This window comes from Methylomonas sp. EFPC3, assembly GCF_029643245.1.
GTDB lineage: Bacteria > Pseudomonadota > Gammaproteobacteria > Methylococcales > Methylomonadaceae > Methylomonas > Methylomonas koyamae_B.
Map to the genome: position 1 here is coordinate 42,609 of NZ_CP116398.1, position 15,146 is coordinate 57,754.

A 15,146-nucleotide genomic window follows, 5' to 3' on the forward strand; every position below is an offset into this window, starting at 1 on the left:
CTGCGTTAGATTTGCGTTAACAGGAACTCGGCTTCGTGGCGAATTTTCTGCCGCGCCAATAGCAGCTTCCAGCGGCTACCGCCGCATTGGCGCCACAGGTGGGCTGAGCGGATACCGGACAGCAGTACCGCGCGAATTTTATTGACCGTGCCTTGGCTGCCCAGATGCTGCGGATCGCCCTGGACCATGATCCGCGGTTGCAGCGTGCTGATGGTGCTGTGGTAGACGTCGGCCAGATTTGCCAGTACGTTTTCATGCAATACGCCGAAATGTTCGGCCTGGGCCTGAGCCCGACCGATGCCGGTCCGGATGCTATCCAACATGTCCGGCTTGCCGGCCAGCCGCTTTTGCAGGTAGACCAGTTGTGCGGCGTAACGGGCTTGTTCCGGATTGGCTGATGCCCGGCTACCCAACTGGGTCTGCAATTGTTCCAAGCCGTGGCGGATGCCGGCCAGGCCGCCGTAGACGTCGGCGACGCTATCCGAGTCGATTTTCAACAGACTGCCGATGCTGGCTTCCAAGGCCCCGCTTTGGCAGGCACCGGCCGTTGCCAGTTGCTGTACCAGAGAACAGGCTTGGGCGATGCCGGCCAGCGCGATGGTCTGGTTGGTGATCGTGGACAGTGACATATCAATTGCAGGCGTTGGCCAGACAATCCGGCGCAACCGGCCGGCCGGAGCGGATCCAGGACTGGATGCCGTTATTCAAATGATAAACCTTGGGCATGCCGGGCTGTTCGCTGAGCATTTTGCCGATTTTGGCGCTACGGTTGCCGGAACGGCACACCAGAATCACCGGTTGGTCGGGCGAGGTTTTCAATTTCTCCAGATCGGCCAGCCATTTTTGCTGGTCGAATTTGCCGTCGGCATCGAACGATTGCAGCTTGTGGCTGCCCGGAATCAGGCCGGTAGCCTGCCATTCCTGCGGCGTGCGGATATCCACCACCAGCGCGTTTTGGTTTTGTTGCATCGTACCAAGTTGTTCGGTGTCGAGTTCGCCGAGTTCTGCGGCTTGCAAGCTGGCGGACAATAATCCGGCCAGCAAGAAAAAGGGTAGTTTTCGTTTCATAGTCTATCCATACCAGTCAATGAAGTGTTATGCGGACAGTAACGGCGAGATGTGGGTCGCCCACCAGTCGATGCTTTCCAAATAGATATTGGCGATGCGCTCCGGCGCAATGTTGCGGTAGTTATTTAGCCCCGTTTCCCAGCGCTCGTAGGCGATACAGAATTTTAAGGTTTCGCCGGCAGGGCCGCGATGGTGGAGCACGGCGTCGTTTATGTCCTGCGCCAGCGGCAAGTGTTCCAGCAATTTCGGCAACGGCGAATCCATCAGACTGTCCAGGCCCGACAGCATGCCGATCAGGAAGTAATGCTCGCCGTCATCCTTAACTTCCCGCGCGAGCAGTTCGCACATTTTGGCCCGGATCAGTACGTTTTGCAGTACCGAGGAAGGTTTGTCCGACAGGGTCGATAAAGTCAGGATATTGAGCCAACGCTTGATTTCGACCAAGCCCAAACAGACTACCGCATGTTGTATCGATTCTATTTTGTACGGCAACGCAAAAAACGCTGAATTCAGGTAGTGCAGTAGCTTGAAGCTCATGCTGACGTCTTGCGAGACGATCCCGCTGATCTCGACAAAACTGGCCTCGGGTTTGTTGACTGTGGCTAGTAACTGCAGTGCCGTGGTCTGGCTGGCGCCGATGCGTTTGCCTTCAACGATGTTGGGCTTGCTGAAGAAAAAACCCTGAAATAACTCGCAGCCCCAATCGCGCAGGGTTTCGAACTGCTGATGGGTTTCGACCTTTTCTGCCAGGAGTTTTAATTTATAAGGGGCGAGTTGGTCTATCAGTTTGCGGGTGGCGTCCAGCGTGTCTGCCATGATGTCGATCTTGACGATGTCGGCGAATTCCAGCAGCGGCAACCACTCCGGCGCCAGCACGAAATCGTCCAGCGCCAGCGTGTAACCGAGTTGGGACAGCTCCTTCAAGTTGGCGACGATCTCGGCGTCGACGGTCACGCTTTCCAGTACCTCGACCACGATGCGGTCTTTCGGCAGATGCAGCGGCACTTTATCCAGAATGTTTTGGGTCGTGAAGTTGATGAAGGCTTTATGCGGCCCGACCAGTTGGTTTAGGCCGATCTCCAGCAAAGTATCGCTGATGACTTGTTTGGTGGCGTTGGCGGCCCCATCTTTCAGGTTAAGGTCGAAATCGGTGCCGCGGAACAGAATTTCGTAAGCGAAGGTATTCAATTGCCGGTCCAGTATTTGCTGCCGGCCAATTAGAAAATCTGTCATTTATTTACGGGCTCCCGATCATTGCACTATGATGCTGCTACGCCCCGCCTTATAACATGTAAGCCGAGATTTAGTCGAGTTCAGGCGCGGCGCATCTCTAACAACCCTAGGAGGAACAATGTCCGAATCAGCAACGCTAACGGTTACCGGCATGAAATGCGGCGGTTGCGAAAATAGTATCGTCAGCAAAGTGTCGGCGCTGGCCGGAGTCAAATCGGTCAAGGCATCGCACTTGGATAAGCAGGTCGGCGTCGAATTCGACCCGGCTCAGATCAGTCTCGACGAGATCGAAGACACCATCGTCGACGCCGGCTTCAAAGTAGAATAATTTTTCGCCGGCAGCCGGCGGTGCTGCCGACATTCGAGGAGGCAGGATGACAGATGCCCAACAGATAGAAAGCGGCGACGTCCAAGAGATTAGGCTGTCGATTCTCGGCATGCGTTGCGCCGGTTGCGTCAGTGCGGTCGAAACCGCTTTGCAGTCGGTGCCCGGAGTCGCATCGGTCGCAGTTAACTTCGCCGACCATTCGGCAACCGTGCTTGGCGATCCCGACCGGCAGATCATGAAACAGGCTTTGAAGGACGCCGGTTACGACGCCGCGGTGATGGAAGGTCTGGAAGATCCGGCGGAAGAGGAAGCCCAGGAAGAGCTGCGTTACCGCGATTTGATGCGCAAGGCGGCTGTCGCCGGCGCGTTGGGGTTGCCGTTGATGTTGGGCGCCCATATCGATCTGTTCCCGGCGATGGGCACGCCTTCCGGCACGCTGTTCTGGTCCGAAGTTGCGTTATTGACCTTGGCGGTGTTGTATTACTCCGGCGGCCATTTTTTTCATAGCGCGCTGAAATTGCTGGCTGTGAAGCAGGCCAACATGGATACCTTGATTGCATTGGGTACCGGCTCCGCCTGGTTTTATTCCTGCATCGTCATCGACTATTCCGCGCAATTGCCGTCGCTGTCGGCGCACGCTTATTTCGAAGCCTCGGCCGTGATTCTGGCCTTCATCAATCTCGGCAGCGCCCTGGAAACCCGGGCCCGCGGCAAGACTTCGGCGGCGATCAGAGCCTTGATCGGCCTACAGCCGCGCACCGCCAGAGTCGTGCGCGACGGTCGCGAGATCGACGTACCGATTGAGGAAGTCGGTCTTGGCGAGACCTTGCGGGTGCGGCCGGGGGAAAAGATCGCGGTCGACGGCACGGTGGCGGAAGGTCATTCCAGCGTCGACGAATCGATGCTCACCGGCGAATCGATGCCGGTCGAGAAAAATGTCGGCGACAGCGTCGCCGCCGGGTCGATCAACGGCCAGGGCAGTTTTTTGTTCACGGCCACCCATATCGGCCGCGACACGGCGCTGGCGCATATCATTCAAAGCGTGCGCCAGGCGCAAAACAGCAAGCCCGCCATCGCCAAACTGGCCGACAGAATTTCGGCCGTGTTCGTGCCGACGGTGGTTGCAATTTCTGTTCTCACCTTTCTTATCTGGCTGGCGATTGGTCCCGATCCTGCCTTCGGTTATGCCTTTGTTACTTCCATGACAGTTTTGGTAATCGCCTGCCCTTGCGCGTTGGGTTTGGCAACGCCGATCTCGGTCATGGTCGCGGTCGGTCGGGCGGCGCAAACCGGGATTTTAATCCGTAAGGGCGAGGCGCTACAGACGGCCGGCAAACTGACTTGCCTGATACTGGACAAAACCGGCACGGTAACCGCCGGCAAGCCGGCCTTGGCCGAAGTGTTGGGATTCGGCGATTACGACGAAACTCAGGTGTTGCAACTCGCGGCCAGTCTGGAATCCGGTTCCGAGCACCCGCTGGCGGCGGCGATTTTGGCTGCGGCCGAACAGCGTTCGTTGGCTTTGGACAAAGTCAGACGCTTCCAGGCTGTGGCGGGACACGGCGTCATCGGCCGGATCGGCGAGCGGCAATGCCTGTTCGGCAACGCCGCATTAATGGCCGAACATGGGGTCGATACCAGTGTGTGTCGGGATAAGCTGGCGGAATTGGCCGGAAAAGGCCAGACGCCGATGATGTTGGCGGTCGAACAGGCCATAGTCGGCGTGGTTTCGGTAGCCGACCCGATCAAGCCCGACTCGGCTGAAGCCGTGCGGGAATTGCAAGGCCGCGGCGTCCGGGTGTTGATGGTGACCGGCGACAACGAAATCACGGCCAAGGCCATCGCCGCCCAGGCCGGTATTACCGAATTCCGCGCCCAGGTGTTGCCGACCGACAAAGCCGCAACGGTCAAAGCACTGCAGCAGCAGGGCGAGTTGGTCGGCATGGTCGGCGACGGTATCAACGATGCGCCGGCCCTGGCCCAGGCCAATGTCGGCTTTGCGATGGGCGCCGGTACCGACGTGGCGATCGAAAGTGCCGACATCGTCTTGCTGCAAGGTTCCTTGCTGAAAATTCCGGAGGCGATCGCGCTGTCGCAATTGACGGTCGCCAACATCCAGCAGAACCTGTTCGGCGCCTTTGTCTACAACACCATCGGCATCCCGGTCGCGGCCGGCTTGTTGTATCCGCTGTTCGGCATTTTGCTGAATCCGATGATCGCCGGTGCGGCGATGGCGATGTCGTCGGTAACCGTGGTCAGCAACGCCAACCGGTTGCGCTGGATCAAGTTGGATAGCGCCGCTAAGCGCCGATAAAACCTTGTTCCCGCGGCGTTGCGGCCGCGGGGGCTCTTACAATCTGAATTGGGAAATGGTTTTTTGCAGGTTACCGGCGATAGCCTGCAAATGATGAGCTTCGCGCGCGGTTTGTTCGGCGTCGGCCGTATTGTTGACGGTGGCTTCGTTGATAGCGACCACATTCTGATTGATGTGCTCAACCACAATTTTTTGTTCCTTTACCGCATCGGAAATATGCGTGTTCATTTCCGAGATGCGCTCAACCATCGCCGAGATTTCGTCCAACACTGCCCCTGTGCTTTCGATCACCGCCACGGTTTCCTTGGTTTGGGTTTGGCTTTCCGTCATGGCTTTGACTGCTTGGCGCGAGCCTTGTTGCAGCTTCTCGATCATGGCCTGGATTTCGTGGGTCGACTCCTGGGTGCGGCTGGCCAGCGTGCGGACTTCGTCAGCCACCACGGCAAAGCCGCGACCTTGCTCGCCGGCGCGCGCCGCTTCGATGGCGGCGTTCAGGGCGAGTAGATTGGTCTGGTCGGCAATGCTTTGAATCACGTCCAGGACCGAGCTGACGTTGACGCAATCGTTTTCGACGCTACCGATCACCTGGCTGGCGCGATCGATGTTTTGCGAAAGTTCGTGAATCGAGCGTACGGTACTGGTTACGACTGCTTTACCGTCGTTGGCGGCCTGACTGCTTTGGCGTGCGGTTTGCGCCGCATCGGCCGTATTGTTCGAAACGCCGGTGACTGTCGCAGACAATTCGGTCACTGTGGTTGCGACTTGGTTGGCTCCCATTTGCGATTTGAAAATATCTTGTTGTACCCGTTCCGACATTTGGCTGAGCCGGCTCGACGAGACGGTCAACTGCTCTGATTCCGTCGCTACTTGCTGCATCAAGCCTTGCAGCATGCTGAGAAATTCGTTGAACAGTCTGACGATACTACCGATTTCGTCGCCGCCCTCGTGCGGAATCCGCCGGGTCAAGTCGCCGCCGCCTTGTTTCATGTCCCGCAGGGATTTTTGCAGCGCATTCAGCGGCGGTTCGATTTTGAAATACAGCAGCGCCAAACAGATGACCACGAACAATAACAGCGCGATCGAAAAGGCGATGCGCGAAACGCTGTAGTCATGCAACGACGAACTCAATACTTGTTTGGCCTGAGCTAGTTCGCGGTCCAGTTGCTCGGTCAAGATCGAGAGCTCCGACGTCAGGCTGGCCGCCGTATCGTCCAGGCCGGTGCCGGGCGCTTTCATGGTCACCGTGCCGGCTTCGTTACCGAGTTTGATGTAGTCCCAACCCATTTTTACGCCGGCGGCGTGCATGGTCCTGATTTTGGTTTTCAGTTCGTCCAGTTTCGATTGCAGGTTCGGTTGCAGTTTGGCCGCGGCATCCAGATTTTTGAGCGCATCGGCCAGATTCTGTTCGGCTTCGGCGAAACCGTCTTCGGTATGCGTGGCGCCGACGTCGGTCAAAAATTGTTGAATTTGTACCACGTGAAAACGGACATGGGCCAGCGCATCGGAGGTGTCTTGTTTTTGGGTGGCGTCGGCGAGGCTGGCGTCGATGCTGGAGAAGGCGTGCCAGAGCGATGCTGCGAACAACAGGTTGGCGGCAAATAAGGAGGATGCGATATAAATCAGCGCGCTTTTGATTGTCAGGTCTTTGCTCATAGAGTTGGGTGGGTTATTTATCGAGTTTTTCCAATGCCGCCGCCAGATTGGCCAGCGCGGCAATCGTTTCGTGTTGGGTCGTGGACAAGTCGTTGCCGTTGTTCAACGCGCACAAGCCGATCTGCCGGTTCAGTTCGGCGATCAGACGCTGGCGCTGGTCGCGGCGGTCGCGCAATTTGCCGACCATCGCCGCAAACGACGCGGCCAGTTCCTGCAGCTGGTCGTGTTCGCGCAGATGGGTGACGGTATCCAGGTTTCCGTCGCCCACTTCCCGGCACAGGGTTTCGAAGCGGTACAACGGACCGGCGATCTTGTGCGAGCCGTACAGCACGCCGGCTACGGCAATTGCGCCGGCCGTGACGATGGAGACGACATTGCCGATCATGATCGATATTCCCAAACGCTCCGTCGCATTGACGATATTGGCGTGAGCGGACTGTGCCTGGGCTTGCAGATCGCCGCCGGTCATCCAGTAAATCAGCAGCGCCGAGCACAGGCCGGACAAAAGAATCAGGGCGAAGGCGCCGAGAATGAAGCGGCCCTGGAACTCTTTTTTAATGAAAATTTGCCGACGGGGTACGGTGTTGTTCATGGTTGAGCCTTAGTTGACGTTGTGACAGGTTAAACAGAGCTCGCCGTCGCTGTTGTTACGGCGCAGTAAGAAACTTTTGCGCAAGCGCTCGGAATTCATCAATTTGTCCATGAAACTGTGGCTGGCCTGCGGCCGGTCGCTATCTAACTTGCCATGGGTGTAGTGGCAGGTCAGGCAGGTGATGTCGTTTTCCTCGTTTAACGGCAAATCCGCCGGCACCGGAAAATCGATGTTCAGACCCACTTTGTGGCCCTGGTTGGGGTTATGGCAGGACGCGCACATCGCCACGCCGTCGAGTTTGAAGGCGCTTTGATCGATAGTGATGTTTTTGCTGTGCAATATGTTGTCGTCTTTCAGCTCCGGAACCGACAAGTGACAGCTGCTGCAATCGGATTGCATGTTTTGTTTGGCGATGACATGAGGATTTTCGCCAGCCGTGTGTGCGGCGTGAGTATAAAACAGCAAGCCGGAGCAACTGGCCAGTGCCAATAGCAGTGAAGTTATTCGTTTTTTCATAGCTAGAACGACATCACGATTTGAGCAATACCGAGTTTCCGGTCGAAGTAGCGTTCCGCCGTTTCGGTGCCAAGCGAATCGTCGTATTCGAACTTGACCTGCAAGTGGTCGCTGAATTTGTAATTGAAGCCCAGGCTGAGCATCGAAATATCGTTGATGGCGACGGTACTGCCGTCAAAGTCCAGGCCCAGATTCTGCGAAGGCTGCCAACGGCTGTAGCGGGCGAAGGCAATGATCGGCATCTTAGCCAGACTTGCCAAATCCACGGTGAAGGTGGAGTGGTAACCCAACTGGTGGCCCTTGCCGAACGGACTATTATTCGGGCCGACGACGATAATCGGATTGCCGTCCCCGTCCTGGTCCAGAAACACTTGTTGGTGCGCATTCAACAGCATGAACTCGTTCTGCAAGCGCCAGATGCCGTAGCCGATGGCTAAATCGGCGCCGTACACGGTATTGCGGATCCGGTTTTCGCCGTCCAGTTCGCTCAAATGCGAGATGCCGAATTCGATACCTTCCGGATTGCTGCTATGGATTTTGTAGGCGTTTTGCCCCAGGCTCAAGCCGAGACGGCCGCCGATGGTATGACCGTCGTTGGCGTACAAGGCATCGGTCCAAAATACGGAGTAATTGAACCAGTCGAAATTGCCGTAGGAACGCAAGCCGTCGGCGTTGTACCCGCCCAGTTGCATGCGCGAAGTGGTCAACGGCGCCGTGACCGTGACCCGGTCCTTGTTGGCGAAGTATTGGTAATCGCTGCCGAACGGCAAGTCGAAACGGCCGGCCTGGATATGCAAGCCTTTGTTGTTGAAAATCCGGCCGCGCGGCGGAATGCGGTCGTTGAACAGATGGTAGTCGACCAAGGCGACGGCAATGCCGGCCGTGGTACTGCCGCCGCTCAATGCACCTGGACCGCTGTTGCCGCAAAACACCGCTCCCGGTGCGCCGTAGTCGGCATTGGACGAGTTGCCGCACAGTACCAAGGCCGAGCTGGCACCGAAATGGTCGTCGTGGACGTAGTCAAGATCCAGCTCCACCGAGCCGACGCTGAAAGTCTGGTCGGTGGAGTTGCCGGTTTTGGCGTTGATGTCGAAGAAGCCGCTCATGACCAGGCCGTTGGCTTCGGCGGCTTCTTTCAGCTCGGCCACCTTTTTGTCCAGCGCTTTCAGTTTGCTGTCTACCGTCGGCTCCGGCTTGGCATTGGCTGCGGTTTTTTCCGGAACCGCTGCCGGCGCGGCTGGCGGCAAAGCGGCAACGGTAGGCGCGCGTTCTTGTTCCAGTTGCCGGATGCGAGCTTCGAGTTGTTCGATCTTCCGGTCCTTGTCCTGCAACATGGTTTGGACGATCTTGCGGATATGCTCGTCGTCTGCCGTTGCGGCATGGCAATCGGGTTGTGCTCCCAAAGCCAGTGCGGTCAATATAGATAGATATCGTCTTTGGGGCATCGGTTTTCGAAATGTAAGATAAAGACTACTTCTGCAATTGCTAAGGCCAAAGTTAGACATATTTGCCGGGAATACAAGCAAGCGGGCGCAGTTTGGCAAGCGGCTTATTCGCGCTCAATTCTGGTGATACAATGGCCGGCTTTTTATGCCCGGCGGAGTGTGGTAATTGGCCGGGAAACCGCGAATCGTGCTTAGGTCGTCTATGAGTAAATTGAAATGTGCCGTGATCGGCGCCGGATATTTGGGGAAGTTTCATGCGGAAAAATATGCGTCGTTAAAAAATTGCGAACTGGTGGCGGTGGTCGACATCAACGAAGACGCTGCGCGGCAGGTCGCCGAAAAACACGGCACCCAGGCCTTGACCGATTACCAATCCCTGCTCGGCCAGATCGATGCCGTCAGCATCGTGGTGCCCACCAGTTACCACCACAGCGTATCCAAGGATTTTCTGCTCGCCGGTACTCACGTGCTGGTGGAAAAGCCGATAACGGTGACCGTTGAAGAAGCTGACGAATTGATCGCCATCGCCCAGGAAAAGAACGTCATTTTGCAGGTCGGCCATCTGGAGCGCTTCAACCCGGCGGTGCGGGGACTGGAGACCTTGGACGAAAAACCGCTGTTCATAGAATCGCACCGCTTGTCGCCGTTCAACCCCCGCGCCAACGACGTCAGCGTGGTGCTGGACCTGATGATTCACGATATCGACATCATCCTGGCCCTGGTCAATTCCGAGATCGAAAAAATCGACGCCAGCGGCACTGCGGTATTGACCCAGGGTACCGATATCGCCAACGCCCGCATCACCTTTAAAAACGGCTGTGTCGCCAACGTCACCGCCAGCCGGATCAGCATGAAAATGGAACGCAAGATGCGCATGTTCCGACCCAGTTCCTACGTCTCGGTCGATTTTCAGAATCGGGTGCTGGTCAAGCATAAAACCGGCGACAAGGAGATGTTTCCCGGCATTCCGGAAATCGTTACCGAGGAACTGACTTTCGAGAGCGGCGACGCGCTTCTGGAAGAAATCAAACATTTTGTCAATTGCATCCAAACCGGCGAGAATCCGCTGGTTCCCGGCGAAGCCGGCCGCAAGGCGCTGGCGACCGCGATTGAAATCACCAAGTTTTTAACCCATCGCTAAAGGGCGGCCACTATGATCCCGATGGTCAATTTGCAAGCGCAGTACGCGGAAATTCAAGATGAAATTGTCGGCGGTTTCAGCGAAACCCTGAACAATTGCGCATTCATTCTGGGGCCGAACGTACAGGCGTTCGAGAAAGAGGCTGCCGAGTATTTGGGCGTCAAACACGCCATCGGTTGCGCCTCCGGCACCGACGCCTTGCATCTGGCCTTGTTGGCGGAAGGCATCGGCGCCGGCGACGAAGTCATCACCAGCGCCTTTACCTTCATCGCCACGGCCGAAGCGATCAAATACGTGGGCGCGACACCGGTGTTCGTCGATATCGATCCGGGCAGCTTCAACATCACACCGGAAAACATCGAAAAAGCCATCACCGCCAAAACCAGGGCGGTGATGCCGGTACACCTGTTCGGCCAGCCGGCCGACTTGCCGGCGATCAAAGCCATTTGCGACAAGCATGGTTTGAAACTGATCGAAGACTGCGCCCAGTCTTTCGGTGCCACGGTTTACAACAAGCAGACCGGCAGTTTCGGCAATGCTGCCGGTTTCAGCTTTTTTCCGAGCAAAAATCTGGGCTGCTTCGGCGACGGCGGCCTGGTCACCACCGATTCCGACGCGACCGCGGCCAAGGTCAAACAATACCGCAACCACGGCTCGGAAGTGCGTTATTACCATGATGTGATCGGTTACAACAGCCGGCTGGACGAGTTGCAGGCCGTGGTGTTGCGCGCCAAGTTAAAACGCATCGACCAATACAACGCCGCCCGCCGCCACGCCGCGCATTTGTACTCCGAACTGCTGGCCGGTTTGCCGCTGACCACCCCTTATGAGGACGGTATCGGCGTGCACGTTTACCATCAATACACTTTGTTGTGCGATCGCCGCGACGAAGTCATGAAAGCCTTGCAGGAGCAACAGATTGCCAGCGCGATTTACTATCCGGTGCCGCTGCATCAACAAAACGTGTTCAAGGCCGAATGCGCCGGCGTGTCGTTGCCGGTGACCGAATCGGTCGCGGCGCGCTGCATGTCGTTGCCGATCTGCGCCAACCTGAGTGACGACAACGTGCATAAAATCGCCGGTGTCATCCGCGGCGTACTCTCCGCCTAAATCAATCTTATCCAGGCAGGCTTGGTTGCAACCGGGTCTGCCGTCTTATCCGTTCGATGAATAGTCCGCAGCCACCCTATACGCTGTTGTTCAGCGCCGGCGAAGCGTCCGGCGACCGCCACGCCGCCAATATGTTTTTGGAAATGAAACAACGTTACCCGGCGCTTGTCGGCATCGGCATGGGTGGCACCAAAATGCGCGAGGCCGGGATCGATGTGCGCTACGATTCGGCCGGTATCGGCGTGATCGGCTTGGTCGAGGTTTTGAAACACTACGGCGAAATACGGCGCGCCTTGCGGCTGATGCAACAGATCGTGGCCCGGGAAAAACCGGATTTGCTGGTTTGCGTCGATTACAAGGAATTCAATCTGAAATTGGCGCGGTTCGCCAAGCGGCAGGGCATCAAAGTCCTGTTTTACGTCAGTCCGCAGGTCTGGGCCTGGCGGCAGGGGCGGGTCAAAACCTACGGTAAGGCCATCGATATGATGGCGGTGATTTTCCCGTTCGAAACTCGATATTACGAAGCGGAAAAACGTGCCGGTCCGCTACGTCGGCCATCCTTCCGTCGATAAAGTGCATCCGCAACGTAGTAAATCCGAAGACTTCGAGCTGTTCGGCCTGGATCCGGCGCGGCCGGTGGTCGGGATCTTGCCCGGCAGCCGGGGCAACGAGATCAAACGCATGTTGCCGGTGATGCTCGAAGCCGCCGAAAAACTGGCTGCAGTTCGGCCGCAGCTGCAATTTATTTTGCCGCAGGCGGATTCGATCGAAGATAGCGTGCTGGCCGAGCATTTGCAGCGGACCATCTTGTCGGTGCACGTCGTCAAGAGCCAGCCTTACGACGCCATTCAATGCTGCGACGCGGTAATGACCACCTCCGGCACCGCCTCGCTGGAAATCGCATTGTTGCAAGTACCTATGGTAATCGTCTACCGGCTGGCGGCGTTTAGCTATTGGCTGGGCAAACGGCTGGTGAAAATCCCATTCATCGGCCTGCCCAACATCATCGCCGGCAAGGGTATTGTCCGCGAATTGATTCAGGAACAATTGACCGCCGACAACCTGGCTGCAGAAATTGGGCGGCTATTGGACAATACTGCTTACCGCGAGGGCTGCATTGCCGAATTGGGCGAGGTCAAACGCCAACTCGGCTGCGGCGGCGGTTCGCGCAACATGGCCGAGCTGGCCTTGGAAATGCTGCGCGGCCGCTAATTCGGCGTTCTATTCGGCAGCAGCCGGCGGCCGCATGCCGCGCAACGCATAAAACTCGTCGGCGAATTCAGCGAAGCGGCCGGCTTCGATTGCGGCGCGGATGCCGGCCATCAACTCCAGGTAATAATGCAGGTTGTGGATCGTGTTCAGCCGCGAACCGAGCATTTCCTTGCATTTGTCCAAATGCTTCAAATACGAGCGCGAATAATTGCGGCAGGTGTAGCAGCTGCAGTTTTCGTCCAGCGGCCGGGTGTCGAACTGGTACTGCTGGTTGCGGATTTTGATTACGCCGTGGCGGGTGAACAGATGGCCGTTACGGGCGTTGCGGGTCGGCATTACGCAATCGAACATGTCGATGCCGCGCCGCACCGACTCGACCAAATCCTCCGGCGTGCCGACGCCCATCAGGTAGCGCGGTTTGTCGGCCGGCATTTTCTGATGAATCGCATCCAGCGTTGCCAGCATTTCGTGTTTGGGTTCCCCGACCGACAAGCCGCCGATCGCGTAGCCGTCGAAACCGATGCCGGTCAGTCCGGCGATCGACTCTTCCCGCAATTGCGGATACATGCCGCCCTGGACGATGCCGAACAAGGCCGAATCGTTGCCCTCATGAGCGCGTTTGCTGCGTTCGGCCCAGCGTAGCGACAGCCGCATCGAGTCGGCCGCTTCCTGAAACGTGGCCGGGTAGGGCGTGCACTCGTCGAAAATCATGACGATGTCCGAGCCCAGATCACGCTGCACCTGCATCGACTCTTCGGGGCCCATGAAAATCTTGCTGCCGTTGACCGGCGATTTGAAGGTCACGCCTTGCTCGCTGATCTTGCGCAACGCGCCCAAGCTGAACACCTGAAAACCGCCGGAATCGGTCAGAATCGGTTTTTGCCAGCGCATGAAATCGTGCAGATCGCCGTGGGCTTTCATCACGTCCATGCCCGGACGCAGCAGCAAATGAAAGGTATTGCCCAGAATGATTTGCGCCCCCAGAGTCTCGAGATCTTCCGGCGTCAGCGACTTGACCGCGCCGTAAGTGCCTACCGGCATAAAAATCGGCGTTTCTACCACGCCCCGGGCAAACGCCAATTGGCCGCGACGGGCAAAACCGTCGGCGGATTTCAAGGTAAATTGCATGTCGTAATCGCGTATCCGCAAAAAGCCGGCAATTATCCGGCCTTTTCCGTTGTCAGGCCAGACGAAACTGTCTAACGGCTTGCGGAAAATAAGCTAAAGTAATTAGGTGGCGTTCACTGCTGACAAAGCCGCCCTGGATGGAGGCGGTAAAGTTTGCGAAGGGTTCGCGTTTTTCGCCGCGCCGACTCCGGGAATGTACATCTTCGAATCAGAGAGAAATTTCGACAGTCTTCCCGAGTATTGTCTCGTAACAGGTTTGATTTTCGGCAGCGTTGCCGATCCGTTACTTCGTGAAGAGCGCTCTATGCATAATAAAAAAATACAGACCATATTAGTCGTCGACGATTCCCCGGAAAACGTCATCGTGCTTAGCGAATTGTTGCAGCCGCAATACCGGGTCAGAGTGGCGACTTCGGGGCCGCGCGCGTTGCAAGTGGTCGCTACCACACCGCATCCGGATCTGATCCTATTGGACGTGATGATGCCGGAGATGGACGGCTACCAAGTGTTCGAGAATCTGCGCGCCGAGCCGGCGACGAGTCAGATCCCGGTGATTTTCGTCACGGCGATGGACAGTATGGAATCGGAACTGCGCGGCTTGGATGCCGGCGCGGTGGATTACATCACCAAGCCGATATTACCGCAGATCGTGTTGGCGCGGGTGCGTACCCAGTTGGAATTGAAACAGGCCCGCGACTGGCTCAGCGATCAGAACGTCTATCTGGAAGCAGAGGTGACCAGACGGATGCGGGAAAACGAATTGATACAAAAGACCGCCATCAGGGCGTTGGCCCATTTGGCGGAAATCCGCGATCCGGAAACCGGAAACCACATCCTCCGCACCCAGGCCTATGTCCAGCATCTGGCCGAATCCTTGCAAAGCCACCCGCGCTTTGCCGGAGTCCTGAGCGACCACTACGTCGATTTGCTGGCCCGGTCGGCCCCGCTACACGATATCGGCAAAGTCGGCATTCCGGACGTGATCTTACATAAACCGGGGCCGTTGACAGTCGACGAGTGGAAAATCATGAAAACTCACGCCAAATTAGGCAGCGATGCGATCGAAATGGCGGAACGCGACGCCACCCCCAATGTGGAATTCCTGGTGCTGGCCAAGGAAATCGCCCACTGGCACCATGAACAATGGGACGGCAGCGGTTATCCCGACGGTCTGGCGGGGGACGATATTCCGGTCTCGGCCCGCATCATGGCGATCGCCGACGTATTCGATTCCCTGATCTCCCGCCGAGTCTACAAGCCGCCGTTGCCGCCGGCGGATGCCAAAATCATCATTGCCGAAGGCAGTGGCCGCCATTTCGACCCGGACATGGCCGAGGTATTCCTGGAGGACTTCGATTTCTATTGCGAAATCGCCCGCCGCAACCCTGACGGTCCGGAGAGGTAGC

13 protein-coding genes and 1 pseudogene are annotated in these 15,146 nt (G+C 57.2%); 6 read left to right on the plus strand and 8 right to left on the minus strand.

What is annotated here, in order from left to right; all coding sequences use genetic code 11:
• Window positions 1–5: 5 nt before the first annotated feature.
• The 3 genes from hflD to PL263_RS00225 are packed head-to-tail and all read right to left on the minus strand — an operon-like array spanning window position 6 to window position 2,301.
• Window positions 6–629, minus strand: coding sequence for a high frequency lysogenization protein HflD (gene hflD / locus PL263_RS00215; protein ID WP_278211130.1), 624 nt, complete (start codon window positions 627–629; stop codon window positions 6–8).
• Between the two features lies 1 nt (window position 630).
• Window positions 631–1,068, minus strand: a complete 438-nt coding sequence (locus PL263_RS00220; RefSeq protein ID WP_278211131.1) for a rhodanese-like domain-containing protein — start codon at window positions 1,066–1,068, stop codon at window positions 631–633.
• A 27-nt stretch (window positions 1,069–1,095) separates the two neighbouring features.
• A complete protein-coding gene (locus PL263_RS00225) occupies window positions 1,096–2,301 on the minus strand; it encodes an EAL domain-containing protein (RefSeq protein WP_278211132.1) in 1,206 nt (401 codons plus the stop codon).
• 118 nt (window positions 2,302–2,419) lie between these two features.
• On the opposite strand from PL263_RS00225, the gene PL263_RS00230 reads away from it, so the two are divergent.
• Together PL263_RS00230 and PL263_RS00235 are read left to right on the plus strand one after the other, a co-directional pair.
• Entirely contained in the window at window positions 2,420–2,629 is a 210-nt protein-coding gene (locus PL263_RS00230) for a heavy-metal-associated domain-containing protein (protein WP_140910989.1), read from the plus strand.
• A gap of 46 nt (window positions 2,630–2,675) precedes the next feature.
• Window positions 2,676–4,943, plus strand: a complete 2,268-nt coding sequence (locus tag PL263_RS00235) for a heavy metal translocating P-type ATPase (RefSeq protein ID WP_278211133.1) — start codon at window positions 2,676–2,678, stop codon at window positions 4,941–4,943.
• A 36-nt stretch (window positions 4,944–4,979) separates the two neighbouring features.
• Here the strand turns inward: PL263_RS00235 and PL263_RS00240 are convergent, their stop codons facing one another.
• Genes PL263_RS00240 through PL263_RS00255 form a run of 4 tightly spaced genes read right to left on the minus strand, consistent with a single transcriptional unit; the run spans window position 4,980 to window position 9,149 of the window.
• A complete protein-coding gene (locus PL263_RS00240) occupies window positions 4,980–6,596 on the minus strand; it encodes a methyl-accepting chemotaxis protein (protein WP_278211134.1) in 1,617 nt (538 codons plus the stop codon).
• A 13-nt stretch (window positions 6,597–6,609) separates the two neighbouring features.
• Entirely contained in the window at window positions 6,610–7,188 is a 579-nt protein-coding gene (locus PL263_RS00245; protein ID WP_278211135.1) for a hypothetical protein, read from the minus strand.
• A 9-nt stretch (window positions 7,189–7,197) separates the two neighbouring features.
• The gene (locus tag PL263_RS00250) at window positions 7,198–7,704 is read right to left on the minus strand and encodes a cytochrome c3 family protein (RefSeq protein WP_140910991.1); all 507 of its coding nucleotides are present in this window, start codon (window positions 7,702–7,704) and stop codon (window positions 7,198–7,200) included.
• Window positions 7,705–7,706: 2 nt separating this feature from the next.
• Window positions 7,707–9,149 (minus strand): hypothetical protein, encoded by a 1,443-nt coding sequence (locus tag PL263_RS00255; RefSeq protein WP_278211137.1) that lies wholly within the window; start codon window positions 9,147–9,149, stop codon window positions 7,707–7,709.
• Window positions 9,150–9,351: 202 nt separating this feature from the next.
• Here PL263_RS00255 and PL263_RS00260 point away from each other — a divergent pair, with 202 nt between their 5' ends.
• The 3 genes and pseudogenes from PL263_RS00260 to lpxB all read left to right on the plus strand — a co-directional run bounded on the left by PL263_RS00260 (window position 9,352) and on the right by lpxB (window position 12,612).
• Entirely contained in the window at window positions 9,352–10,290 is a 939-nt protein-coding gene (locus PL263_RS00260; protein ID WP_140910993.1) for a Gfo/Idh/MocA family oxidoreductase, read from the plus strand.
• A gap of 12 nt (window positions 10,291–10,302) precedes the next feature.
• Complete coding sequence (locus PL263_RS00265; protein ID WP_278211139.1) at window positions 10,303–11,400, plus strand: DegT/DnrJ/EryC1/StrS family aminotransferase; 1,098 nt, start codon at window positions 10,303–10,305, stop codon at window positions 11,398–11,400.
• Window positions 11,401–11,456: 56 nt separating this feature from the next.
• Window positions 11,457–12,612 (plus strand): annotated as a pseudogene (gene lpxB / locus PL263_RS00270) (lipid-A-disaccharide synthase).
• Between the two features lie 9 nt (window positions 12,613–12,621).
• On the opposite strand, the gene tgt reads toward lpxB, so the two are convergent.
• Complete coding sequence (gene tgt / locus PL263_RS00275) at window positions 12,622–13,740, minus strand: tRNA guanosine(34) transglycosylase Tgt (RefSeq protein WP_140910996.1); 1,119 nt, start codon at window positions 13,738–13,740, stop codon at window positions 12,622–12,624.
• 304 nt (window positions 13,741–14,044) lie between these two features.
• Here tgt and PL263_RS00280 point away from each other — a divergent pair, with 304 nt between their 5' ends.
• Window positions 14,045–15,145 (plus strand): two-component system response regulator, encoded by a 1,101-nt coding sequence (locus PL263_RS00280; RefSeq protein ID WP_278211140.1) that lies wholly within the window; start codon window positions 14,045–14,047, stop codon window positions 15,143–15,145.
• The last annotated feature ends 1 nt before the right edge of the window (window position 15,146 follow it).

What these genes read in the sequence shown, in the direction of transcription:
- hflD (WP_278211130.1), bottom strand. Translation starts at nt 629, where the DNA reads ATGTCACTGTCCACGATCACCAACCAGACCATCGCGCTGGCCGGCATC.
- PL263_RS00220 (WP_278211131.1), bottom strand. Translation starts at nt 1,068, where the DNA reads ATGAAACGAAAACTACCCTTTTTCTTGCTGGCCGGATTATTGTCCGCC.
- PL263_RS00225 (WP_278211132.1), bottom strand. Translation starts at nt 2,301, where the DNA reads ATGACAGATTTTCTAATTGGCCGGCAGCAAATACTGGACCGGCAATTG.
- PL263_RS00230 (WP_140910989.1), top strand. Translation starts at nt 2,420, where the DNA reads ATGTCCGAATCAGCAACGCTAACGGTTACCGGCATGAAATGCGGCGGT.
- PL263_RS00235 (WP_278211133.1), top strand. Translation starts at nt 2,676, where the DNA reads ATGACAGATGCCCAACAGATAGAAAGCGGCGACGTCCAAGAGATTAGG.
- PL263_RS00240 (WP_278211134.1), bottom strand. Translation starts at nt 6,596, where the DNA reads ATGAGCAAAGACCTGACAATCAAAAGCGCGCTGATTTATATCGCATCC.
- PL263_RS00245 (WP_278211135.1), bottom strand. Translation starts at nt 7,188, where the DNA reads ATGAACAACACCGTACCCCGTCGGCAAATTTTCATTAAAAAAGAGTTC.
- PL263_RS00250 (WP_140910991.1), bottom strand. Translation starts at nt 7,704, where the DNA reads ATGAAAAAACGAATAACTTCACTGCTATTGGCACTGGCCAGTTGCTCC.
- PL263_RS00255 (WP_278211137.1), bottom strand. Translation starts at nt 9,149, where the DNA reads ATGCCCCAAAGACGATATCTATCTATATTGACCGCACTGGCTTTGGGA.
- PL263_RS00260 (WP_140910993.1), top strand. Translation starts at nt 9,352, where the DNA reads ATGAGTAAATTGAAATGTGCCGTGATCGGCGCCGGATATTTGGGGAAG.
- PL263_RS00265 (WP_278211139.1), top strand. Translation starts at nt 10,303, where the DNA reads ATGATCCCGATGGTCAATTTGCAAGCGCAGTACGCGGAAATTCAAGAT.
- tgt (WP_140910996.1), bottom strand. Translation starts at nt 13,740, where the DNA reads ATGCAATTTACCTTGAAATCCGCCGACGGTTTTGCCCGTCGCGGCCAA.
- PL263_RS00280 (WP_278211140.1), top strand. Translation starts at nt 14,045, where the DNA reads ATGCATAATAAAAAAATACAGACCATATTAGTCGTCGACGATTCCCCG.